Annotated in this window: 23 protein-coding genes and 1 pseudogene; 11 read left to right on the top strand and 13 right to left on the bottom strand. The window is 56.1% G+C overall.

Annotated elements, in window-relative coordinates:
• The first annotated feature begins 5 nt into the window (after positions 1–5).
• The 6 genes and pseudogenes from sctR (at position 6) to J2X14_RS09175 (ending at position 3,867) form a co-directional block, all read left to right on the top strand.
• A complete protein-coding gene (gene sctR / locus J2X14_RS09200) occupies positions 6–659 on the top strand; it encodes a type III secretion system export apparatus subunit SctR (protein ID WP_352411085.1) in 654 nt (217 codons plus the stop codon).
• 7 nt (positions 660–666) lie between these two features.
• Positions 667–927, top strand: a complete 261-nt coding sequence (gene sctS / locus J2X14_RS09195; protein ID WP_085068171.1) for a type III secretion system export apparatus subunit SctS — start codon at positions 667–669, stop codon at positions 925–927.
• Complete coding sequence (gene sctT / locus J2X14_RS09190) at positions 927–1,742, top strand: type III secretion system export apparatus subunit SctT (protein WP_352410913.1); 816 nt, start codon at positions 927–929, stop codon at positions 1,740–1,742. The genes sctS and sctT overlap by 1 nt, the downstream gene beginning before the upstream one ends.
• Entirely contained in the window at positions 1,735–2,820 is a 1,086-nt protein-coding gene (sctU, locus tag J2X14_RS09185) for a type III secretion system export apparatus subunit SctU (RefSeq protein WP_352410912.1), read from the top strand. The genes sctT and sctU overlap by 8 nt, the downstream gene beginning before the upstream one ends.
• Positions 2,821–3,059: 239 nt before the next feature.
• A complete protein-coding gene (locus J2X14_RS09180) occupies positions 3,060–3,224 on the top strand; it encodes a hypothetical protein (RefSeq protein ID WP_352410911.1) in 165 nt (54 codons plus the stop codon).
• Between the two features lie 415 nt (positions 3,225–3,639).
• Positions 3,640–3,867, top strand: a pseudogene (locus tag J2X14_RS09175) (ADP-ribosylglycohydrolase family protein).
• 31 nt (positions 3,868–3,898) lie between these two features.
• Here the strand turns inward: J2X14_RS09175 and J2X14_RS09170 are convergent.
• The 11 genes from J2X14_RS09170 to J2X14_RS09120 form a co-directional block, all read right to left on the bottom strand.
• On the bottom strand, positions 3,899–4,330 hold the full coding sequence (locus tag J2X14_RS09170) for a type III secretion system chaperone (protein ID WP_352410910.1): 432 nt from the start codon (positions 4,328–4,330) through the stop codon (positions 3,899–3,901).
• Positions 4,331–4,341: 11 nt separating this feature from the next.
• Entirely contained in the window at positions 4,342–9,792 is a 5,451-nt protein-coding gene (locus J2X14_RS09165; RefSeq protein ID WP_352410909.1) for an AvrE-family type 3 secretion system effector, read from the bottom strand.
• Between the two features lie 21 nt (positions 9,793–9,813).
• Positions 9,814–10,002, bottom strand: a complete 189-nt coding sequence (gene hrpT, locus J2X14_RS09160) for an HrpT family type III secretion system protein (RefSeq protein WP_352410908.1) — start codon at positions 10,000–10,002, stop codon at positions 9,814–9,816.
• Positions 10,003–10,010: 8 nt separating this feature from the next.
• A complete protein-coding gene (sctC, locus tag J2X14_RS09155) occupies positions 10,011–12,068 on the bottom strand; it encodes a type III secretion system outer membrane ring subunit SctC (protein WP_502889982.1) in 2,058 nt (685 codons plus the stop codon).
• 81 nt (positions 12,069–12,149) lie between these two features.
• On the bottom strand, positions 12,150–12,377 hold the full coding sequence (locus J2X14_RS09150; RefSeq protein WP_352410907.1) for an HrpF protein: 228 nt from the start codon (positions 12,375–12,377) through the stop codon (positions 12,150–12,152).
• Positions 12,378–12,451: 74 nt separating this feature from the next.
• Entirely contained in the window at positions 12,452–13,051 is a 600-nt protein-coding gene (gene sctL, locus J2X14_RS09145; RefSeq protein WP_352410906.1) for a type III secretion system stator protein SctL, read from the bottom strand.
• On the bottom strand, positions 13,038–13,586 hold the full coding sequence (locus J2X14_RS09140; RefSeq protein ID WP_352410905.1) for a serine kinase: 549 nt from the start codon (positions 13,584–13,586) through the stop codon (positions 13,038–13,040). The genes sctL and J2X14_RS09140 overlap by 14 nt, the downstream gene beginning before the upstream one ends.
• Positions 13,583–14,359, bottom strand: coding sequence for a type III secretion system inner membrane ring lipoprotein SctJ (gene sctJ / locus J2X14_RS09135; protein WP_352410904.1), 777 nt, complete (start codon positions 14,357–14,359; stop codon positions 13,583–13,585). The genes J2X14_RS09140 and sctJ overlap by 4 nt, the downstream gene beginning before the upstream one ends.
• A gap of 5 nt (positions 14,360–14,364) precedes the next feature.
• Positions 14,365–14,730: an EscF/YscF/HrpA family type III secretion system needle major subunit gene (locus J2X14_RS09130; protein WP_352410903.1), complete on the bottom strand. Its 366-nt coding sequence runs from the start codon at positions 14,728–14,730 to the stop codon at positions 14,365–14,367.
• Positions 14,731–14,796: 66 nt separating this feature from the next.
• Positions 14,797–15,036 carry a hypothetical protein gene (locus tag J2X14_RS09125; protein ID WP_352410902.1) on the bottom strand — a complete coding sequence of 80 codons (240 nt, stop codon included), beginning with the start codon at positions 15,034–15,036 and terminating at the stop codon, positions 14,797–14,799.
• 140 nt (positions 15,037–15,176) lie between these two features.
• Positions 15,177–16,169 carry a sigma 54-interacting transcriptional regulator gene (locus J2X14_RS09120; RefSeq protein ID WP_352410901.1) on the bottom strand — a complete coding sequence of 331 codons (993 nt, stop codon included), beginning with the start codon at positions 16,167–16,169 and terminating at the stop codon, positions 15,177–15,179.
• Between the two features lie 465 nt (positions 16,170–16,634).
• On the opposite strand from J2X14_RS09120, the gene J2X14_RS09115 reads away from it, so the two are divergent.
• A complete protein-coding gene (locus J2X14_RS09115) occupies positions 16,635–17,423 on the top strand; it encodes a hypothetical protein (protein WP_352410900.1) in 789 nt (262 codons plus the stop codon).
• Positions 17,423–18,496, top strand: a complete 1,074-nt coding sequence (locus J2X14_RS09110; RefSeq protein WP_352410899.1) for a hypothetical protein — start codon at positions 17,423–17,425, stop codon at positions 18,494–18,496. Before J2X14_RS09115 ends, J2X14_RS09110 begins: the two co-directional genes overlap by 1 nt.
• A gap of 53 nt (positions 18,497–18,549) precedes the next feature.
• Here J2X14_RS09110 and J2X14_RS09105 read toward each other — a convergent pair whose 3' ends face one another.
• Together J2X14_RS09105 and J2X14_RS09100 are read right to left on the bottom strand one after the other, a co-directional pair.
• Positions 18,550–19,572 carry a lytic transglycosylase domain-containing protein gene (locus J2X14_RS09105; RefSeq protein ID WP_352410898.1) on the bottom strand — a complete coding sequence of 341 codons (1,023 nt, stop codon included), beginning with the start codon at positions 19,570–19,572 and terminating at the stop codon, positions 18,550–18,552.
• Between the two features lie 133 nt (positions 19,573–19,705).
• Positions 19,706–20,596 carry a LysR family transcriptional regulator gene (locus J2X14_RS09100; RefSeq protein WP_352410897.1) on the bottom strand — a complete coding sequence of 297 codons (891 nt, stop codon included), beginning with the start codon at positions 20,594–20,596 and terminating at the stop codon, positions 19,706–19,708.
• A 146-nt stretch (positions 20,597–20,742) separates the two neighbouring features.
• Between J2X14_RS09100 and J2X14_RS09095 the strand changes: the two genes are divergently transcribed.
• From J2X14_RS09095 to J2X14_RS09085, 3 genes are read left to right on the top strand one after another with little or no spacing between them, the layout of a single operon-like run.
• Entirely contained in the window at positions 20,743–20,958 is a 216-nt protein-coding gene (locus J2X14_RS09095; protein WP_352410896.1) for a hypothetical protein, read from the top strand.
• A complete protein-coding gene (locus J2X14_RS09090) occupies positions 20,952–22,655 on the top strand; it encodes a carbamoyltransferase C-terminal domain-containing protein (protein ID WP_352410895.1) in 1,704 nt (567 codons plus the stop codon). Before J2X14_RS09095 ends, J2X14_RS09090 begins: the two co-directional genes overlap by 7 nt.
• Positions 22,633–23,325: an HAD family hydrolase gene (locus J2X14_RS09085; RefSeq protein WP_352410894.1), complete on the top strand. Its 693-nt coding sequence runs from the start codon at positions 22,633–22,635 to the stop codon at positions 23,323–23,325. Before J2X14_RS09090 ends, J2X14_RS09085 begins: the two co-directional genes overlap by 23 nt.
• Positions 23,326–23,393: the final 68 nt, after the last annotated feature.

Genomic DNA, 23,393 nt, shown 5'->3' with positions numbered 1-23,393 from the left:
CAGTGATGGAGATGCAGTCGCTTAACCCGATGATGCTGGCGCTGTTCCTCGGCGCGCTCTCTCTGGTGCCGATGTTAATGATTATCTGTACCTGCTTTTTGAAAATTTCCATGGTGCTGATGCTGACGCGCAACGCCATGGGCGTGCAGCAGGTGCCGCCGAACATGGCGTTGTACGGCATCGCGCTGGCCGCCACGCTGTTTGTTATGGCGCCGGTGTTTAATGAGTCAAGCGAACGCATCAAGGCGATGCCGCTCGATTTCAGCAGCATGGAACGGCTGGAATATACCTTCGGCAACGGCGCCGAGCCGCTACGGAAATTTATGTCGCACAACACCGACCCGGATATTCTGGTGCATTTGCAGGAGAACGGCGCGCGCATGTGGCCCAAAGAGATGGCGCAGAGCATTACGCCGCAAAGCCCGCTGCTGATTATCCCCGCCTTTGTGCTGTCGGAGCTGCAAAACGGCTTCAAAATCGGCTTTCTGATTTTTATCCCTTTTCTGGTGGTGGACCTGATCGTTTCGAACGTGCTGCTGGCGTTGGGGATGCAGATGGTGTCGCCGATGACGGTCTCGCTGCCGTTAAAAATCCTGCTGTTTGTGCTGGTCAGCGGCTGGACGCGCCTGCTGGATGGCCTGTTCTACAGCTATTTGTGAGGCGGCAATGGAGATTCTGACGTTTTTCCGCCAGGCGATGCTGTTGGTGGTGCTGCTTTCCGCGCCGCCGTTGATTGTGGCGGTGCTGGTGGGCATTGTGATTTCGCTGGTGCAGGCGGCGATGCAGTTACAGGACCAGACGCTGCCGTTTTGCCTGAAGCTGGTGGCGGTGGGCATTACGCTGGCGATGACCGGGCGCTGGGTCGGGGTGGAACTTATCCAGCTGACGCAGAACGCTTTCGCCATGATGTCGCGGGTGGGCAGCTAATGCTGTGGAGCGATGCGCTGGACCAGCTGTTTAACGCGCTGTTGGCGCTGCTGCTGGGTATGGCGCGTATTTTCCCTTGCCTGCTGCTGACGCCGATTTTCTCATTTTCCGTAATTAAAGGCACGCTGCGTACCGCGATTGTGGTGGCGCTGGCGCTGTTTATCGCGCCGGTATTATATGGCGATATGCTCAATGCCTCGTTGTCGCTGCCGGGCGTGGCGGCAATCGCGATTAAAGAGCTGATCCTCGGCACGCTGATTGGCCTGATCATCGGCCTGCCGTTCTGGATGTATGAATCGGTCGGCGCGCTGTTTGATAACCAGCGCGGCGCGTTGATGGGCGGACAGATCAACCCACAGCTGGGGCCGGACGCCACGCCGCTCGGCTATCTGATGAAGCAGGTGATTATTCTGTTGCTGATGGTCGGGCCGGGCCTCAGCGCCATTACGCAGCTGCTGTGGGACAGTTACCGTATCTGGCCGCCGCTGGCATGGCTGCCGCCGTTAAGCGAGCAGGGCTGGCACGTTTGGCTGGATCTGTTGAAAGAGACCTTTGTCACTATGGTGCTGTATGCCGGGCCGCTGGTGGGGCTGCTGCTGCTGCTGGATTTCGCGGTGGGGATTATCAGTATCTACAGCCCGCAGATTCAGGCCACGGTGCTGGCGATCCCGCTGAAATGTCTGCTGGGGCTGCTGTTTTTTGTTTTATATCTGCCGCTGCTGAATCATCTGGCCGGTGAGCGCCTGTTTGAGCTGCGCGACTTGAGCGCGATTTTCCCCCATCTGTTTGCGGCGAAGGGAGCGGGGCATGAGTGAAAAAACTGAAGACGCCACCCCGCAAAAACTCCAGGAATCACGCAAAAAGGGGCAGGTCAGCCAGAGTCAGGATATCCCGAAGCTGCTGATTTCCATCGGCATTCTTGAGGCCATTTTTGCGCTGGTGGACAGCGGCATGCAGCGCATGGAATCGATGATTATGCTGCCGCTGACGCGCATCGATCAGCCTTTTGGCCATGCGATGGAAGAGGTGCTGACCAATTCGCTGCTGGTGCTGCTGCTGTTTTCCGTAATCATTGGTGCCATCGCCATCGTGCTGCGTATTGTCGGCGGCTGGCTACAGTTCGGGCCGTTGTTTGCCGTCGAGGCGATGATGCCGAAGCTGGACAGCCTTAATCCGGTCAACCACTTTAAAAATATGTTCTCGGCGCGTCAGTTTACCCAGCTGCTCACCAGCATTCTTAAAGCGGGCGTGATTGGCGTGGTGCTGTGGCTGGCGCTGGCGCCGGAGATCGGCAATCTGGCGCGGCTGGCGCAGACCGATCTCAATACCTTCTGGCACGGTGTGCTGACGTTGTTTATCAAAGCGGCGCGTCAGGTGCTGCTGGCGTTGCTGGCGCTGAGCGCGCTGGATTTTGGCCTGCAAAAGTATTTTTACCTGAAACAGCAGCGCATGAGTCATGAAGATATTCGCAACGAATTTAAGCAGAGCGAAGGCGATCCGCATATGAAAGGGCATCGCCGCCAGGTGGCGCATGAGATCCTTAACGAAGCGCCGCAGGCGCCGCGTCAGGTAGCGGTAGAGGAAGCGGATGTGCTACTGGTTAACCCCACCCACTTCGCCGTCGGGCTTTATTATCGTCCAGGCGAAACGCCGCTGCCGCGCCTGCTGTTTAAGGCCAGCGATGATGATGCGCACTATTTGATTGAGCAGGCGCAGCGCGCCAAGGTTCCGGTGATCCGTTATATCTGGCTGACGCGTACGCTGTATCGCACCACGGCGGAAGGCGAGTGGATCCCGCGCGAAACCCTGAAAGCGGTGGCTCAGGTTTATCGCCTGCTGCGTGAGCTGGAAGACCATTATCTGGATGAGGTGATTGAGCTGGAAGAGGAATAAGTATATCACTTTCCCGACCTTCTGATTCGTTACTCCTTCTTCGTTATTATGAGTAGGTATATTTATTACTTAATTAAGTAACGAATAATAATGACTAACTACTTGCTATTAGTTGATAAAAATTAATCTGCATCAAAAGAAATTTTATTTCATCCCGCTAATTAAATCCTGCGCTTTTTATCTTCTTTATTGCCTGCTGGCGTAAGTCCGCTTTCATTATCATTTCAGGAAGAGAAGATATGAGCGATCGTTGGAAGGTTGTTGACTTGATGCACAGAAATCTGGGACAGCGTCACAGTATCGCTTTAGAGAAGATGATGACCACCGCCGTTAAGTTTGAGAATATGCAGGCTTCGCCGCCGTTTGGCTGGCTTTCCACACATCCAAATCCTGAATTTGAATAATGGATGATAAACTTAAAAATATCGGCTGTGCGGTGGGTTTGCCGCTGCTTTTATTGCCGGTTGTTTTCAGTGTTATAGCGATAAAGCTAATGACGCTGAAGACTGACTATACGGAAAAGGAGTGGTTTAGTATTACTTTTTTACACCCGATGAGCTCAAGCAGGCACCAAGACTTACTAACGACTATATGATTAGCATCCGTGCGCAAGATGGCCTCTCGCCAGGGACAGCTACCATTGAATTTTACGGCACACAGGATACGCAAACGCTATCTTGCTTCGCTCGGCTACTATCCAGTAAGGGATGATTTCTCCAGAGAACTTTGGTACTCCGCAGATGACTCATCTTCCGCCCAAATTTTTACTGACGGGGAAAACAGCGTAAGCCTGACGATATTTGATCAGGGTGCACCTTTATCCATCAGGGAAGCGCGAGAAAACGCGCTGCGGCAACTGGCGGTAGAATGATCTTATGCCAGCATGGCAATGCCGACAGCGTAGCCGCCACGGCAGGTCAGATTGCCGGTGCGTTGTATGGTTACTCAGGTATACCGTAGGCGTGGCGCGACAGGCTGATGCAGGAAAAAAGAATTGCTGCCATGGCGCAAGCGCTGTTCAGGCAGGCACCTGAAGAAACGGCATAAAATGTTATGCCGTTGCCTCCTGCCGCCGAAGTCAGGCCACAGCGTCCGCTGTCTCCGCCAGTCGCGCCAGCAGCACAGGCATAAACTCACGTACCTGGCGGCCCTGGTCGATAAAATTATTCACCAGCTGCGTGAAGCGCGGCGCGTCCAGATGCTCCAGCGCCTGCTGGCTACAGAGCCGCAGCGCCACCTCAGAATCCAGCGCCAGCCAGCAGCCGCGCATTGCATCCAGCTCAAAATTCATCGCCAGCAGCGCGCGCCACAGCGCCGGATCGTCGCGCATCTCCTGCGGCGACATAATCTGACAGTGCAGCAGCAGGTTTTCGCCCGGCGGCGACTCCAGGGTAACCAGCTCCTGCTGTTGCGCATCAAGCAACACGCACACGCCGTTTTCCAGCGTCAGTTCGGTATCCAGGGTACGGCCATACTGTTCCAGCAGGCGCTGCAAATAAAGGCTATCCATTATCGACTCCGTTAACTTTTAACTACCCGACCGTCCTGCTGCGCGGCCTGCAACGGCTGCGCCAGCTGAGCGGTACTGCGTTTAGCCAGCTCGCCTTCCAGCGTATAAGCAAGCGGGCTTTGCTGATCGCGTCCGTAGCTGAAACTGATTTTGCCAAGGTTGCGGCTTTTGGCGATAGAGACGTTGCTACCGCCGCCCAGCAAAAACTGTGGGGTGGAAACGCCATCGCTTTTGCTCTTGCTTTCGGTAAAGGCGACCGATTTGATGCGCATATTACTGTGCGTTCTCAGGCGCGCTTCCAGCTCGCCACGGCTGATGCGCCCGGCCAGCCAGTCCGCGTTAAGCTGCTCTTTCACATCATCTTTCGGCTCCAGCGTGACCACCGCCTGGGTATCGGCGGAAAGCTGCATCTGTTTGATCAGGCCGCTTAAGTGCGCGTCCTGCTGCATCATGCCGCGAATACGGTTGGCGTTGCTAAGCTCATGATTGGACTGCGTTTCATGGCTTAACATATCGCCGATCCAGTGCAGCAGCCCGTTACTGTCTATTTTGGCAAGGTTATTATAGGTGGATTGCGTCTCTGCGCCGCCGGGCAGGGGGACGCGCAGGTTAAGCGCTTCCCGCTGCTGGCGCAGCTTCACCAGCTCACGGATGGCGCTGTACTGAGCGTTATTAGTGACGTTGCCCTGCGCTTCATGCTGAGCAAAATGGTTAAGCAGCGCATCCAGCTTTTCATCGCTGGTTTTTGCGGTTTTGCCGCTGTCGGCGGCGGGATCTTTAAGCGAATCGATTAACTTCGCCGTATCGCGATCGGTAAAGGCTTTGCCCAGGCTCTCGCTTAGCTTATCAAGGTGCGTCGCCGCCAGACGGTGCGGCTGGGTCAGTTCCAGACTTAACGCCTGTTTGGTGCGGTTATCAAAACTAAAACGCATGCCTGCGCCGGTGACGGCCATAATCGGCTGTCGCGCCTGATCAGTACGATTTACCATCCCGCTCGGCGACATAAAACGCGCTTCCGCCGCGCCCTGATTGAAAAAGCGTACGCGATTATTGCTGCTGGTCTGTTTGTTGGTGCTGGCGTTACCGTTATTGTTGCGCTCCCGTGAGGCGGCGGCAATGTTAAGGTTAGCCGCTACGCCGCCGCCAAAACGCGTCTGAGCAACGTGATTCTTTTCATTACTATTGGTCATCGGCAAGCCGACACTGGCCTGCGCGGCGGCGCTGGTATCCAGGCTGGCGGTCCAGGTGGAGCCGTTTTTCACTTTGTGTTCGTTGCCCTTATCCAGCAGCTCCAGTGGATCGATCTGGTCGCTGGCCAGGCGGTTCAGGAACGCGTTCAGCTCGTTGTCAGCCAGGCTAAAGGTGACGCTGTTTTGCGACTGACGCTGCATATTCAGTGAGGCGACCATGCCCAGCCTGACCGCCGGTGACGCGCGATGACTGCCATCCTTACCGAACTTCACATTATCGGGATTAACGTGGCCGGTAAGCATATTGTGGCCGACGCCGGTAAAAGGGGTGAAACCGCCTGCGCCGTTACGCCCAACCGTGACCGTTAACCCATCTTCGCCCCGGGCGAAGGCCAGGCTGTAGCCGCGATCGGCATTGGCGCGTCCACCGGCCAGGCTCAGCGCCTCGGTGCCCGGCAGCACGGCGGCGGCGGCAAAAGCGCCATAGTTGCTGTTAAAGGTCAGGCTCTCGCCGTTATTCAATGACTTCAGCTCTTGCGCCAGGCTTTCCACTAACGCGGTCTGGCTCGGCGCGTTAAACACCGTGCGCGAGGTAACGTTCAGGCCGTGATGCGGTTTGGCGAAGGCGTTGGTCATCTTCTTGATAGCATCATAATTCGCCTCCACCTGATGCAAATTAGCAAAGCCCTGATCGGTGAGTTTTTTCACCGGATCGCCGCTCCATTTTTGATCGCGCAGTTCACGGATACGCGTTTGCAGCGCCGCGCGCGCCGTTGCCGGATCGTCGCCCATTTGCAGGCTGCGCTGGTAAATGTTCAGCGCGCTGTGCAGATCCTGTTGGGTCATGGCATCCAGAAACAGGCGTGACTTCACCAGTCCCAGCTCGTCGCTGCTGTCGCGTACCGGTTTATCGGTGTTGTGCTTGAGATGATCGATAGTTAAATGATTCATTTGCATACCGTTAATCACCTGCAACGCCGGTGCGGTATGGGCCGATGGGTTGTTTTTGATCAGCCGCTGTAGGGTGCTGACCATTCTGGTATCGCGGTTGCGCGCGCTATTCAGATGGCCGTTATGGGTATTCTTTAACTTCTTCGCATCGGTATTGAGCTGATTTTTATCATCCAGCACGCCGTAATGTTGCCCAACCGCCCGACTTTGCAGCATCAGACTATGGCCCAGCTCTTCCGCAAAATCGGTGATCTCCTGATGCAGCGCCGCATCCTGGTTTTTGATATTCAGCCGATCCAGGCGCTGCTCCAGCGCCGTCTGTGGCTGAGGCAACGAAGTATGCTGCGCGGTGATCTTCATGGCGATATCATTTTGCGCCTGATACAGGCTGCTAAGCCCTTCACGTCCCTGCAGGCGATGCTTAACTTCATTGCCGAGATTTTTCATCGGTCGTGGCCAGCCGCCGCCGGAGGTGCGCAGCACAAACGCCTCCATGCGCTTTTTGAACGGGCTATTGACCTTCGAGGTGTCGCTGCCGCTGCTGCCGAACAGATCGATTTCGCGTTTATAAGTGACATTCGTTCCGGGAATGCGGCCCGATTTACCGGCCTCGCCCAGCCGGTCAAAGGTTCTGGCGGAGCGGTTATTTTGCTGCGTCTCCAGCGCCTGCTGTTTATCTATTGGTTGCCAGCTGCCTGCCTCCAGCCGGGCGGCGTTGCCCTCATTATCTGCCACCATCAGGCGGCCCTGCCCATCGGTATGCAGGCTGGCAAGGGTGCCGAGGCTGGCGGGCAGATGCGTAATCGGCTGCCAGCCGCCGCCGTTGTTGCCCTGCCAGTCTTTGTCATCCAGCATAAACAACGCGCCGCCGCCGCTCAGGCCAAACAGTTTGTTATGTTCGTTTACCGCCATATCTTTGAGCTGCGCCTGTTTCGCCGCTTCGCCGGTTAATCCCTGCGTGGCGGGCAGACCCGCTTTGGTAATGCTCTGCGGCGCCTGGCGATCGCGGCGTATTCCCGAGGCGATGTGATGCAGGCGCATCTCGCCGCTCTCGTCCAGCGCCAGCAGCCGACCATTACCCAGCGAGGCGACAGCCTGCGTTTTACTCTCTTTGCCGAGACCGTGCAGCGCCAGATCCGCTTTGATGCTGTTTTTAACCTGCGTCAGCTGGAACAGGTTGTTGTTATGCGAGGTTTTATTGCCCGCCTGATTGATTTTCAGCGGCTTGACTTCACCGCCTTCAATCTTCAAGGGTAAGCCGTCGTTGCCGCGAATAAGGCGGTCGGCCTTTTCGGAGGTGGGCTCCCAGCGCTGCGCGGTCGTATCATAAAAATGGACTTTGCCATCCATCAGCGCCAGCTTGCCAAGCCGCCCGGAATCCACCACCGCGTGCGGCAGCGGCGCTTTGCGCCGCAGCCCTTTTTGATAATCCATCACCATGCTTTCGCTCAGGTTCCAGCCGGGCGTTACGCCCTGGCTGTCGAGGCGGCAGCTGTGTTCATTATCCAGCCGATCTTTGACCACCGCGTGCAGTTCGCCCTGGCCGTTGCTGTGCAGCGCGGTAATCTGCGCGCCTTCGCCAAAGGCGTTAACAATCGCCTGGTTGCGGCTGTCTTGGGTAAAGTTCACCTCGCGGGCATCGTTGCCGGGACGCGCGGCGCTAAACAGTTTGCCATGGGGATCGATGGCGAGGATCTGGTTGTCATGCAGCGCGATGCCGCCGAGATGGAAATCGCCTGACTGGCCGTTAACGCTCTGCTTCATTTTCAGCGTCGGGCTTTGCCAGTCGGGCGCGTTAATGCCGCTCATCAATTGCAGCTGCTGGGCATGAGACTCTTTATCTTTCAGCACCACCGCCAGTTCGCCCTGCGCGCCTGCGCTAAACGCGGCGATCTTGTCGTTAAACATCAGGCTTTTTTGCTGCTGGCTCAGGTTGTGCAGGCGTTTATCACCCTGAATGGCATACAGCTGATTGTTACCCTGACGGCTGAGCTTATCGAAGGTTTTATCATCAACGCCGTGCATCGGCTCCCAGCGCTGGTGGGCAGCATCAAAGCGATGCAGACGGTTTTCATGCAGGCGCAGATGCTCGCTTTGCGCGCCGTTAACGGCCTGATGGCTGTAAATACCGGTAAGCAGCGACTGAACCGCCTGATCCGGCAGCGGGCGATGCGTAAGCGCGCCGTTGTGATGCAGGGCGACGCGTTGACCGGCGCTATCCAGCCGTGGCTGGTGGTCCGATGCCACCGGCTGGCTGTGCGCGACGGCGGTAAAGGCCAGCGGCGAATCCTGAAGATTAAGCAAGCGTCCGCGATGGTCGAGTAACACATGCTGATGCGCGTCGCCGCTGGCGTGCCAGCGATAGCGCTGATCGGCTTTGGCCAGCGTCTGCTCCAGCAGCGGCTGAAGCGCGGGCGAAGCGTTAACATGCAGGCGCCCGGCGTTAAGCGAGAGGCTGTTTAACTGCGTACCCGGCGCGGCCGGTTGAGAGGGGGCGGCGTTAGCAGGTTGGGTTCCCGGCGCGCCCGGCGGAGGCGGCGGCGGGGCGGCACCGTTGGCTGCCTGCGTACCGGCAGCAGCTGGCGGCGTGGAAGCGCTGGCGGGTGGGCGCACTTCAGCGGAATCCTGCTCCAGCCGTTGGCGCTGCGCCTGTTTCGTCTCCAGTTTGCTTTTTTCATCTGCGCTGAGTTTGGTGGCGTGGCGCTCGGCCACCATATCGATAAGTTGCAGCATATTGCTGCTCCAGTCGGTCAGCGATTCTGAAGAGATACCCTCATGGCGCGGCGGCCTGGCGGCGGGCGGCGGCGAGGTATCCAGCGAATGGCGACGCGCCGGGCCCGCCGGTTTTGGCGCGCTGGACGGCGCGCTGTCGAGAGAGTGACGACGCTCAGGCAGCACAGGCTTTTGCGTACCGGCGTCCGCGCCATCAAGCGTATGACGACGCGTGGGCGCGGCGGGTCTCGGCGTTTCCGCAGGCGCGCCATCAACCGAGTGGCGGCGCGCAGGCGGCTTGTTCAGTGGCCAGTTGTCGGTGGGTAATGCCTCTTTTTCGCCGGTGGAGTGACGCCGCCGCTGCGCCGGGCTCGTTTCCGTTTTCAGGCGCGCTTCCGGCTGCGACTGCCGCCGCCGCAAAGAGGTCGCGCCCGCCTGCTGTTTTGCCGAAGCGGGGGCACGCGCGGCGCCCTGTAACAGATTGCCGCTGCTACGTTGGGTGGCGCGGGCGGCACCCTGAGTGACGGCGGGTTTCGCACTACGTACGCCAACATGACTGACCGTACGCGCAACGGTTGCGGCACCGGCGATAACGGAAGGCAGAGCCATGTACTACTCCTTTTCATGTTTTCAGGGATGAACCTGCACCTGGGTGTAATCGTAAGGGCCGTTACGCAGTTCCGGCTGCCACCAGATCGTCAGGTGTTGCAGGTCAGATTGCGGACGACAGCGCATATCCTGACAGCCGGACGGCGCTTTTGGCGCACAAGCGCTCAGCAGCAGGCCGAGCAGGCCGGTAAAAAACAGTTTCTGTAACATAGCGCTCCTTAACGCAGCAGGCGGCTGCCGGTGGTGGTGGAAGAGAGCAGCGAAACGCGGCCCGGTCGCGCCACGGCGCCCGGCTCAAACGCGACGTAAACCTCGGCGGATTCCCCAGGGCGCAGCTGCGAACGCGGCCAGACGGCAACCGCCAGCGTACGATCGCTGCGGCAGGTCGCTTCATCAAAGCGCTGCGTCACGTTGCTGTTATTGGTAATCACGCCCACGGTGAGCTGCACCGAGCTGCTGTGATACCACTGGTGACGGCGATAGTCGTTAAACAGGCCGCCCGGCAAGTTGCACAGCGCGCTCAGCGTCTGGCCGCTGCCGCCGGTAGAAAAGCCGGTGGGCAGCCGGTTTTCAGCCAAATCGCGCAGCGCCGTTTCCACCAGGCTTTTCATATCGGTATATTTGTGGCGGCGATTGACGTCGCCCATCGCATCATTCAGCTGGCTGCGGTTTTCCTCAGCGATATAGCGCGAAGGATCAACCTGATCGCCCACCAGATGCGGCGTGATGATAAACAGCCGCTCGCGCTGCGAGGTTTCATGTTGGGTTGAGGTAAAGAGTTTGCCGATCAACGGAATGCTGCCGAGGATCGGAATACGCCGTTCGCGATCGCCGCTCTGCTTGGTATGGAAACCGCCCATCACCAGCGAACGCCGCTCCTGCACCAGCGCCTGGGTACTGATCACGCCGTTGCTGGTGCCTTCGGCTTCGCCATCATCGTTCTTATCCAGCTTGCCATCCTCGACATCCACAATCAGCTGTACCGACGATTTGACGCTGCCGATCGCGCGCGGCGTCACGCGCAGGCTGGTACCGGCGGTAACCGCCTGAATATCCGCGACCCGCTCGCCAATGGCGCGAATAAACGCGGTATCGCTGAAATCGATCACCGCCGGTTGGTTTTCCAGCGTCATGATTGAAGGATTGGCGATAATCGAGGCGGTGCCTTCGCCTTCCAGCGCCTGAATATCGGCGAAGAAGCGCCGGAAATCGGTGACAAACAGCGTGCTGGGGCCGGAAAACAGCGTAGAACCGCCGGTGACGTTGCCAAACTGACCGGCCCAGCTGGTGGAAAGACGCGCCAGCTCGCTGCGGTCGATATCCACAATCAGCGCATCGATTTCAATCAGCTTCTGCGGCACATCGATGGTGGCAATCAACGACTGATAGGCACTGCGATATTTCGGATCGTCACGTACCAGCAGGGCATTGTTGCGTACATCGGCAGAGACGCGCCCGGCCATCACGTTTGCAGGCGCGCCGCCGTCGGAATGGCTATTACCATGTGAACCGCGGCCCACCAGCTGATTAAGAATGCCCTGCGATTCCATACGCATCTGCTCCATGCCGTCCTCGCCGCCCTGACCGCTGCTCATGCCTTTGGCGCTGTCGCCGCCGCTTTGACCCAGCAGTTCATTGAGCATGGTTGCCACGCCCGGCACCAGCAGCGTTTGATCGCGATAGCGAATATTACGATCGGCGACCGAGGCATATTTCAGCGGAAACGCCATCATCTCTTTGGGTTCTTTATCTTCTTTCGGCGTATCTGACTTTTTGGCGAAATCGGCGATCAGATTGACATACTCCGGCGGGCCGGTGACCAGCACCACGCCTTCGTCAGGCAGTTCGCCCCAGCCAAAGCGCGGCTCCAGCAGGCCGACGCCTTTCAGCGCCTGTTTGATATCGGGCGCGGCATCGGGCGAAATTTCCAGCCGACGCGAGGTCTGCGCCGCCAGCGGACTGACGTAAAGCGTGTTGTTATAAACAAACCACTGAAAGCGATACTCCAGCGCCAGCCGGTTAAGAAAGGCTTCCGGGCTGACGGCGCGCAGGCGGCCGGTGACATTGCTGTCAGGCAGCGTGCCGAGATTAATATCCACGCCGAAGCTGTTGGTGAAATCTTCCAAAATAATGCTGAGCGGCGTGTTATCGGCGGAATAGGCGTAAGCGCCATTTCTCCAGGCTTCCGGGGTGCTGGCGTGTAGCGTGCCAGCGCACAGCAATAGCAGGGCGGCTGTCCAGCGCAGCAGCCGTTTAACAGCGGGCAGGGTGATCACACCTTACTCCTTTCTTCTGACAATCATTGAAACGGGAAAGCCTGTTAGCGGCAGCGAGCGGCTGCCGCCAGTTAACGCGCATCAGTTAATGGCATCGATAATCGCTTTGCGGATACCGAACTTAAACTGGGTATATTGCGAGCTGGCCCAGCTGGCGTTGGACATATCCAACAGCTGGTTTTGGAAGGCGTACATATCGCTGAGACTAAACGGCTGGCCAGACATCTCTTTGGCAAACTGATAGGTCTCGTTATGGACACGGCTGGATTGAGTAGACAAGCGGCGTTGCAGCGCATCTCCGGAAGGCATGATCGAACTCCTCTGGTTTAAGGTTCACTCTTGAGTGGCACCGTTTACCGTTGGGTTCCGTGCGGCGTAAAAAATTATCCGCCGCGTAGCGTCGCGCAGAGCGCCTGCCAGCTGACAGAGAGTTCGCCCTGCGCGGTGACCAGCCGCAGGTGCTCCTGCTCCAGCCGTTCGTCAGGCGTCAGCTGCCAGCGCAGCGCGGGATGGTCGTTGAGCCAGGCGACCAGCGCTGGCTGCTGACAGGGCGCGCAGTAAAGCGTCGCCTGCGTGTCGGCTGGCGAGCGGTTCATCAGCTGGGTCAGCAACGCTGCCAGACGCGCCGCTGGCGGCACCTCCGCCAGACAGTGCGCCAGCGCTTGCGCCAGCAGTTCGCTGGCGAGCGTGACCACCTGCTGCTGCTGCGTTTCGCGTGCGGTTTGCCAGTCGTCAAACAGCATTTGCGCCTGCTGCCAGAAATGCGCCTGCTCTTGCGCAAGCAGTGCGGCAGACTCCGCCTCGGCCTGTTGCTGAATCTGTTGCGCCTGCTGGTGCGCCTCGTCCAGCAGCCTTTGCGCCTGTTGCTCCGCCTCGTTAATGATCTGCTGCGCCTGCTGCTGTTGCGCCAGCGCTTCGCGCGCGATCAGCGGCTGTTGCGGCTCCGGCGGCGTGAAACAGGCGAGTCGCCTAAGCTGCCACATCGTTTTCCTCCCCGGCCTGGCAGCGCCACAGCGCGGCTTCCCAGAGCGGTTGCAGCCGCCGCACAGGCAGATCCGGCGGCATGGCCGGGCAGGCGAGCGCCGCATCGCGCGGAAACGCCATGCGCAGGCGCGTCCAGCAGTTGGGCCAGCGCGCCTGGAGCAGCGTCAGCGCCGAGGGATGCGCGTAAAACGTTTCCGGCAGCCAGCTTTCCGGGCGGATGCCCTTTGCCAGCCGTCGGCACCAGATTTTCTCTTCGCCGGGTAACCCGGTCTCTGCGCCGCAAATCGCCTCGGTGAGCGTCAGCAGCCGCGTTTTTTGTTGTTGATTGAGCGCCAGCAGGTTAAGCAGCAGCGGCTGGGGCGGCGCAAGCGGCGCAGCCTCCACGCCCCACTGGCGGCCAATATCCGCCGCGCGTAGCCGTGTCAGCATCAGCCGATGCGTCTCCGGCAGCGTAAACCAGCGATCCTGACGCCAGCTGTCATGCGCTGTTTGCCAGTAACCGCTGTGCCACCACGTCAGCCATTGCGCATTCATGACGGTTTCCCTGGGTTGGCGACCGCCGTACGCGCGCCTTTTTTACCGGAGCGCAGCACCATCACGCCCACGATCAGCAGCAGCAGGATCCCCGCTACGCTCAGCACGCCTTTTATCAGTGAAAACTGGCCGGGAGAGAGGGTAAATGGCCCCATCTGCACCGTCTCGACCCGATCCTCGTAGACTTTTGCCGGGACAAAAACAATGGCTAAATCGCGATCGTCGCGCCCCACCAGGCCGGGAATGCTGGTAGCCACCAGGCGGCGAATGCGCGGCTCGATGCTGTCAGGATCGAGTGAGTCGTGATATTTGATAAACACCGAGGCGGAAGCGGGCTGCACCGGCTCGCCGGGCGCGATGCGCTCTGGCAACACCACATGAACGCGCGCCACCACCACGCCGTCGATCTGTGCCAGCGTGGATTCCACCTCCTGCGACAGCGCATAGATATAGCGTGCCCGCTCCTCCATCGGGCTGGAGATCACGCCGCTTTTCTGGAAAACCTCGCCCAGATTGGTACGCGCTTTGCGCGGCAGCCCGGCGGCCTCAAGGATATTGACCGAACGCTCAATATTTTCCGGCGTAACCAACACCGAAACGCCCGTCTTATCCACGCGCTTGCTGGCGGGAATATGGTAGCGATTCAGTTCAGCAACAATATCGTTGGCGTCGTTTTCCGCCAGATTGCTGTTCAAAACGGTATCGTCGCCGCAGCCGCTCAGCAACAGGGCAACACAGCCGATCAGCAGGGTTTTTACCAGAAAAGATCGCATAGGGTTTACTGTAGGTTGGTTAATTTATCCAGACTCTGCACGCCTTTGGCGATGATCTTGGCATTCATCAGGCTCTGCACGTAATAGTCCGACAGGGCGGCGTTGGCGGCGCTGAAGTCCTGGGAACTGGTGGAGCGCGAAGCCACCTGCAAATCATGAAAAGCGCTTTGCTGCGTCTGCTGGTTGCGGCTAATGGCACCGGTCAGGGTGCTGATAATATCGGGCGTGCCGCCTGCCGTGGCGGAGGATTCAGGCGCATTCAGCGCCGCGCTGAACCATTGCGCATCGGCTTTATTCGCCTCGGGTGAAGCGTCGTCCGCTTCTAACGTGACCGAGGTGGTCAGGGAAGGCGAGGTATTATTAACTTTCATCGTCCGGCTCTTCTGCTAAAGAAAAGAGAGGGAGGAGCGTGGCGTTCTCCTCCCCGCCCGCGCTGCTTAGTAAGAAATTTTTACCTGAGCGGCGGCTGAACCGGCCTGCGCTGCACTGTCGGCGATGCCGTTGACGCGCTGGTTTTCCGCATCCAGTTTGGCCTTTGCCACCTGGTTCTGCTGCATCTCTCTCTGTACGCCCTGCATTTCCATCATAAAATCAGCCCCGCCCAGCGCGCCTGAAATCTGGCTCAGTGAGCTGCCGCCGCCGGTGATCATGTTCGAGATACCTGATGTCATACCCATGGTTATTTCCTCGTTAAGGTTGAAAGTGTACTGCGATGATTTCGCTTATTAAGTGGCGAGCGCGGCGGGCGGGTTCCATAAAAAAGAGAATTTTTTTCGGCGCAAAGAAAAAACCGCCGACAGGCGACGGCGGTGGTGGATTAGGCGCTGAGTTTCAGCTGTTTTAGCCGATGATAGAGCGTGCGGCGCGGGATGCCCAGCTCATGTACCACATCATCGATGCGGTTGCCGTGGCGATGCAGACATTCATCAATCAGGCTGCGTTCGATACGGCGCAGCCGCTCTTTCAGCATGATTGACTCCGCCTGCGGCAGCCCCTGCTGGCAAAGCACCGGCAGCCCAAGCACAAAGCGCTCGGCGGCGGCTTTTAATTCGCGAATATTGCCCGGCCAGCTGTGCAGCAGCAGCGCCTCATCCAGGCCCGGCTGGCGCGGCGGCAGCGGCTGATTCAGGCGCTGTGCGGCATCCTGAGTGAACTGACGAAACAGCGGAATAATCAGCTCAGGACGCGAACGCATGGTAGGCGTCGAGAGCGTAATGGTGTTCAGCCGAAAATAGAGGTCACGGCGAAAGCGTCCTGCGGCCACCAGCTGTTCCAGCGGCGTCTGGGCGGCGGCGATCACGCGCAGCGTAAGCGGAATGCAGCGCGTGCTGCCAAGGCGCTCGATGGCGCGCGACTCTAACATGCGCAGCAGCTTGGCCTGCACGGTAAGCGGCATGCTGTCGATTTCATCCAAAAACAGAATGCCGTGATTCGCCGCTTCAATATAACCAGGACGTGAATGGCTGGCGCCGGTGTAAGCACCGGAGACCACGCCAAACAGCTCGCTTTCCGCCAGCGTTTCCGGGATGGCGCCGCAGTTAACCGGCACCAGCGGGCCGCGACAGCCGGAACGTTCGTAAATCCGGCGCGCCAGCGTATCTTTACCGGTGCCGGTTTCGCCTTCCAGCAGTACATCCACATGAAGCGGCGCAATGGTATCGACCAGCTTGTGCAGATGCGCATGAATATCCGCCGACGGAAAGCTGCAGGCCGTTAACGTCGCGGGATGCAGAGAGGCGATCTCAGCATGGCCGGTGCGTCGGTTCTCCTGCGTCGGGCAGCGCGTGCTGGCAGTAATTGCTTTAACCATAATGTCTCCAGTGACTCGACATAAAATTTGCAGCGTGTAGTGGTACGTCGATAAACCAACGTAAAATGTGAAGTTTTTTTTATGGCATCCGGTTCATAAAAAATTACAAAACCCTTCGGTTTGCTTACTTTCCGTCATAACGATCGCCAACAGCTATCAGTCTGCGCTGATAAGTTCGTAGGGATTTACAACAGCGCTGTAGGGATTTCCTGACAGCGCATCGCGCATCCCTTTCGCCGTGCCGCTTGTGGCGATGCCTTATGCATCAAGGGCGTCAGATGAAATTTTTGTGTCTGTGGCCTGCGCCACATCTCTCCCGCATTCGATGGAACTCCTTGCTCTGGCTTGCCACTTACAAGGTGAGCAAGAGCCTGCCATGCCGTTACAAATGTCAGCAAGGCGTAAGCACAGGGCGGACTGGGATGCTCAATTCATTCATAAACGTAACGTTTAACCGGAGGATGTATGGGATTCAAATTAGGCGGACCGGGCAACATGGGCAAAACAACCATGCCACCACCCGATTTATCAGGTAAAGGACGTCAGGATATCGGACCCAATGGCCCACGCACCAATACCAACGCCAACAGCACCAACGGCACCAATAACGGCACCAACGGGCCTAATACCAACGGCATTGATGGCAAAAATGGTAAAGGCGGCAAGCTCGGCGGCAATATGCTCGATTTCGGCCTGAATGCCGGTTCGGGCGCGCTGGGCCTGTTAGGGAGTGGTGGCCTGGGCGGCCCTGGCGCTACCGGCGGCGCTGGCGGCAAAACGGGTTTACAAAGCCTGATTGCGCAGCCGCCTGGCGCGCAAAACGGTGGGTTGCTCTCTTCAGCCGGCAAAGGCGGCGGTATTGCGCAGATGCTGCAACAGCTGCTGATGCTGCTTGGCCTGCAGCAGATGCTGAAAGGCGGCGAAAGCAGCCAGGCTCCACAGCAGCAGGCGGGCGCGCAGTCTGGCGGCAGCCCGGCGGCGCAGGGTAATCAGGGCGGCGTCAATGGCATGATCCAGCAGCTACAGCAGATGATGCAGCAGATGATGCAAATGATGCAGCAGCTGACCGGCATGCAGCAGGGCGGCGGTAACCCGACTGCGCAGTCGGGCGGTCAGTCCGCGGGCGGCGAGGGTAAAGCGCAGTCTGGCGGCGGCAATATGCTGAGTAATTTACTGAACTCAGCGATGCAGCTGACCGGCCTGAACGCGTTAATGTCACTGCTGGGCGGCGGGTCCAATAACGGGGTGAAATAATGGCATTGAACGTTAACGGAGGGGGCGCAGTCCCCCTTTTACCCGATCTGCCCACGCCGCCGTCCGGCACCGCGGAAAACCCAGGCGCACAGCCCAGCCCACTGAAAAGCACCGGCGGCGTGCTTAACTACGGCGGCGCGGCGGCCAATGCGCCGCTGCTGGGCGAAGCCTCCGGCAATGCGTTGCAGGCAGGCAGCGGACAGCAGAGCGGCGGCATACTGCAAGGGCTGATGATGTTTATCGGCCTGCAGGCATTGATGCAGGCACTGTTCCAGTCGGCGGGCAGCCAGCAGGCGCAGAGCGCGCAGGATCCTTCCCAGCTGATGGCGCAGGAGGGTGGTCAGGTGCAGCGCAGCGAACAAGACACCAGCATCAGGCCGACGGAAGAGAACCTGACCGGGCGTCCGCCGGGCGATAACCGCAGCGCGGAGCAGATTCTGGAAGATAATCCGGTGTTGAAAAACCTGGGCAATCAGAAAGATATCAAGCAGCCGCAGCTGAAGGAGCGCTTTGGTGACTGGACCGCCAATAACCCGGATCCAAAAAGCCGGGCGGACGCGGCCTATAATATGTCCCGCGTGCTGAACAGCGTCAAAGGGTTGAACGATCGTGACGGCGGCGATCGCGGCGATGTCCATACCAACGGCAAAATCGAAGGGATCACCAAATCCGGCGATGCGCGTCACGGCACGGAAGCGGGCGTGTTGAAGGATATTGCGGAAAAAGGACTGAGCGCGCTGCCCGCCGATGGCAATCTGCCGCAGACCAAAGACACGCACGTGCGTAAAGATGGCACCAATAAGGATAACTTCCAGTGGGGAATGGGCGAGATGGGCCGCATCTTCTCTAACATTCCGATTCTGAAGTCGGTGCTGGCGCCAATGTTTAACAACATTGGCGAGGCGCGGACGCTGGGCGATGTCTTTACCGGCGGGCTGAAAGGCCTGGCGGAAGGCGCGATGAGCGCAGCGCGCGGCCCGGTGGGCTGGGCGGTGACGGCGGCGACCGATACGGTTTCTATCGCGCTGGAGAAAGGCGGTAAGGATAAGAAAGATCCACCGCCTTTTGCATAAGCCGTGGATTGTAGCTGAGAAGTCCCTGTACCGATGTGCAGGGACTTTTTTTATCAGGCAGGCAGCTGGCCCTGGCCGCTGCTGATGATCGAAGAGAAATTCATGACTTTATCCACGTAGGTCGCATCGCCGGTGCCGGTTTTAGAGATATCGTTGAGATTATCCACGTTAACGTTCAGTGGGCCGGAGTTATAGGCGCGCAGCGCCGCGCCCATATTGCCGCCAAAGTCGTTAAGCTGCTCTTTCATATAGAGCGCGCCAGCCATGATGTTATCCGTTGGATTATTGGCGTCTGCATTCGGCCCTAACAGCTCGGGATTTTTGCGTTGCAGATCGGCAAAGGTGTTGCTGTTGACCTGCATCAGGCCGCTATCCTGTAGCCCGTTGCCGCCGTTAACCGTGCTGGCACCGAGGCTACCGCGCGACTCCTGCCAGATCTGCGCCGCCAGCACTTCGCCCGGCACGCCGGTTTTCGCCGCTGCATTCTGAATTGCGCCTTCATAAGGCTTCAGCGCTTCCGGCAGATGTAGCCCGCTGCTGCCCGATGGCGTCACGCTCTGACCGCTGCCGCTGGTGGCCAGTCCGGCGGGCGCACCATTCTGACCGCCTGCGCTGACCTGAGGCTGGCCTGGCGTACCCGCTGTCGCAGGCATGCTTTGACCAGCGCCGTTAGCGCTATTTAGCTGCATTGGGTCGCCGCCTGCCGCAAGGTTCTGCGGCATACCGCCGCCACCACCACCGCTACCGGAGGCGGGTTGTCCGCTCTGTTGCTGATTCTGCTGGCCGGTGAGCTGCTGTAGCAGCGGCATCAAAGAGGTAAGCAGGGCACTGATCAACTGGGTCAGCGTCTGGGCGATTTCATTATTCAGCTGCTCCTGCATGGCGCCGCCGTTCTCGCCAAACAGCGCATTAAGATCGGTGCCGCTATTGCCGTTCTGACCAAAATCGATTGATGTCATGCCGCCGGAAGGCGAGAACGCGCCATTATTCATTAACGGCAGCTTGTCAGAAAGCGTGCTCAGGTCAGGCGGCGTCAGGGGTTGAGAAGGGCTTAGCGGCCCAGGTAATGTGATCATCGGGTCATCCTTATCGCTTAGGGGGTCAGTCTATTGAGTGGCGCAAAGATGACAAGGGTTCCGGGCATAACACTGTAGAGTGCGGGAAGCGGGCAAAAAGCTAATGGACAAGCATGAAACAGACCACAGGCCTTTAGACAAGGCGGTGAGTTTTTACCCCCTCGATAAATCGATCCCTGATGGGATCCTCAACAACAGGATTCCAGACCAGCCCAACCTCCCATGATGAATAAGGGCCAAACAGGGGAATAAATGTGACGCCACGCGGCGCAATATTGGCGGCGCTTTCAGTCACCAGGGCAATCCCGATGCCGGTGGCGACCAAAGCCAGCAACGTTTGTATATCGCGTGAACGTTGGATAATGTTGGCGGCGATATTATTAAACGCCAGGAAACGCGCTATTTGCTGATTCAGCCCTGGGCCGCGCTCAGGCGTCAGCTGGAGCATGGGCAAATCAGCCAACGGGCGATAGTCGTTCTCGTTTCGTAGCTTACTGGCTAACGAGGCATGGTGTTCTGCTGTTATCGCAACAGCCAATTTTTCCGTACTCAGCTTCAGACAGCAGAGAGGCGGTTCAACCGGCAGGCGCATAAAAGCCAACTGTAAGCTGCCGTCATATAGCCCATCGGCCTGCTGCGTCGAAGAAATGTCCTCCAGATTGACATTAACCTGTGGAAAGCGCCGACGAAAATGCGCCACCAGTTCAGGGGCAATGCGAATACTGGAGATACCAAAGCCAATCGCTAAACTCCCGGCGTTGCCGTCTCTTATATCAAGCGCATGCTGACGCAGATCTTCAACCTGTTTCATCACCGCCTGAGCATACGGTATCAGTTGCTTTCCTGCAGGCGTCAGCTGGCTACCATGACGGCCGCGTATAAAAAGGTGAAGATCCAGCTCATGCTCAAGCGCCTGAATCTTTTTCGTCAGGGCGGGTTGGGTAATAAATAATTTTTTCGCCGCTTCATGATAACTACCGGTGTTAGCCAGCATTAAAAAAGCGCGTAATAATTGCGTATCCATTCCGATAAGTTATCACAAGCAGAAAAAATATGATTATATTTTTCCTGCTACATTGCCTTTAATAATAGATAACCGATTTTCAATGATGCCAGGCGACATGCAGAAACCACCTTGCTGCAAACGCAACGTAGACTGACGGAGTAACGATGAATAAAGATTTTATTTTCCTTGTCCATAAAGATGTCGTGGTGCCCCAATCGTTAGAGGATTCAGACGCAGGTGAGATTATTCGCGCGCTTCTGAGGCAGGGGTTTTATATTCCACCTTTTCGCATTTGCGCAGAAGATAGTACCCAGGCATTACGGCAGTTTCAGCAATCATCGCCGGGGAAATCGATCGGTCAGGAGGTGAGGGTATGTTGATATTAGGTATTGCTAATAACGACACAGCCGGTGCTTGTCTGATAGACGGCGGGGACATATTAACCGCTGTACATGAGGAAAGATTTACGCGTATCAAAGCACACAAAATCTGGCCAACGCAATCGATAAATTTTGTTCTTTCCGTTGCAAATAAAAAACTAGAGGATATAGATATAGTTGCCTATGGCTGGAAAGCCGGTTTCAATGAGGATTATTCTTTAAATTTATATGTGGAAAGAGTGATTTATGAATGTATACATAATTTCGATAATATTAATCTTTTGAAAAAAAGAGTTGCCGATGAAATTATTAACGATAAAGAAAAACGAGCGGAGTTTGATCGTTTTATTGTAGATAATCGTTTAAAAAGTAAAGTTTGCTATATAGACCACCATGATACGCATGCCTGGGGAGCCTGGCTCTGCTCTCCTTTTGAACAGACTCTTGTTGTGACCTGTGATGGGCGTGGTGATTTTGTTTCACTTACCATTCGTTATATTGACAAAGGGAAAGAAACGGTTTTACAAAGGGAAACTACGATTGATAGTTTAGGTTATTTTTATGGCAGGATAACGCACCTGCTTGGATTTAAAGCTAACAGACATGAAGGGAAGATAACGGGGTTATCTGCACATGGTAATCCGCAGAAAGCTTTACCTTTAATGAAAAAAATGATTGATGTTAAAAATCATCGATTAGTCGCTAATTGTGGTGAATACTATGTGCCCTCTTATCATGGTTATTCAACGACCCTGACTGATGAAATCAGTAAATATTCTCCACAAGATATCGCTGCTGCTGCTCAAAAACATATAGAAAACATATTAACAGAGCTGGTACGCCCCTATGTGGATAATCATAAGATAAATAATTTATGTCTTGCTGGCGGGCTTTTCGGTAACGTGCGTTTAAACCAGGCTCTGAAGGAAAATCTTGGTATTGAAAAGGTATTTGTCCTTCCTTGTATGGGAGATGAAGGGTTACCACTAGCTGCAGCCGTAACGGCGCAATGGAGAGAAAGTGGTCTGCGTAGTTGTTTCAACAGCATGGCTCTGGGACCGGCGTTTACTGATGCTGAAATTGAATTGTTGTTAACAGAACAAGGTGATTTAACAGTCGAAAAGCCTGCCAATATGCAAGAGTCAGTTATTTATTTGCTTAAAAATAATCATGTAATGGGCTTTTTTCGCGGAAGAATGGAGTTTGGGCCACGGGCATTATGCAAGCGTAGTATTATTTATCATGCAAACAATAAAGAAACCAATCTTTGGCTGAATAAAAGGCTGGAAAGAACCGAGTTTATGCCTTTTGCTCCGGTAATTGCAGAAAATTTAGCTGAGTTATCGTTAGTAAACTGGTCTCCCGCTGACAAAACGGCAGAGTTTATGACAATTACTTATAAATGCAAACCGGTAATGCTATCGATGTGCCCTGCGGTAGTGCATATTGATGGTACAGCGAGGCCACAAATTGTAAAAAATGAGCAAGATCCCTTTATGTATCAACTACTCAACAAATGGTATACCCTCACTGGACAGCCCTGTCTGGTTAATACCTCTTTCAATCGCCATGAAGAACCCATTATAAATACACCACATGAGGCATTGAGCGTACTGCGGGAGGGGATTATTAGCGCTATTAATTTCAATGATCTATTTTTAGTAACAAGGAAAAATGATGCCGCAAAAGATAATTAAAGAAATTAAAGCCGTTCTGTTCGATTTAGATGGCGTAATTATTGATTCTAATCAGGCGATTATTAATGCCTGGGTTACGACTGCGCAAGAATATGGCTATAACCTTACGCAGGATGACATTGATAATTATATTATTGGGGCCTCTCATCACTTTACGCTACAGCATATCTTACCGGGTGAAACAGAAGTGGTACGCAAGACTTTTCACCAAAAAGTAGATCGTCGGGAGGAAGAAGCGAATTATGTTTTAATTAAGGGTGTGCGTGAGTTTATTTTTCAATTAAAGAAAAGTACGGTAAAAATAGGACTGGTGACCAGCAGTTGGCCTGAAAAAGTGGGAAGTGTAATAACCCAGCATCAACTCAATGTATTTGACTGCATTATCACGCGAAATGACGTTAGCAAAGGTAAGCCTGATCCGCAGCCCTATCAAATGGCGATTGAAAAACTCAATATTGACCCTGAATTTGCTCTGGCCTTTGAAGATTCAAACAACGGCATTGCTTCAGCATCGTCCGCAGGCATCAAATCTATTGCAGTAAATAATAAAACCGCTAAAAGTTTTGCATCAATATCCGATTTTACGGAAATCACAGTCGGGCAGGGTAATTTGCTGTGTAAGTTTTATGGCGAGCAAAATGGAATACGTTGGCGCGCTAATAAAGGATAGCCGCCCGCCTGTGATTCATTGCCTGCAGGAAAGCAATCTGTGCGGCATCCCACAAAATAACAATTCCC

Source organism: Mixta sp. BE291, from assembly GCF_031457955.1.
GTDB lineage: Bacteria > Pseudomonadota > Gammaproteobacteria > Enterobacterales > Enterobacteriaceae > Mixta.
This window is presented reverse-complemented; position numbering and strand designations above follow the sequence as displayed.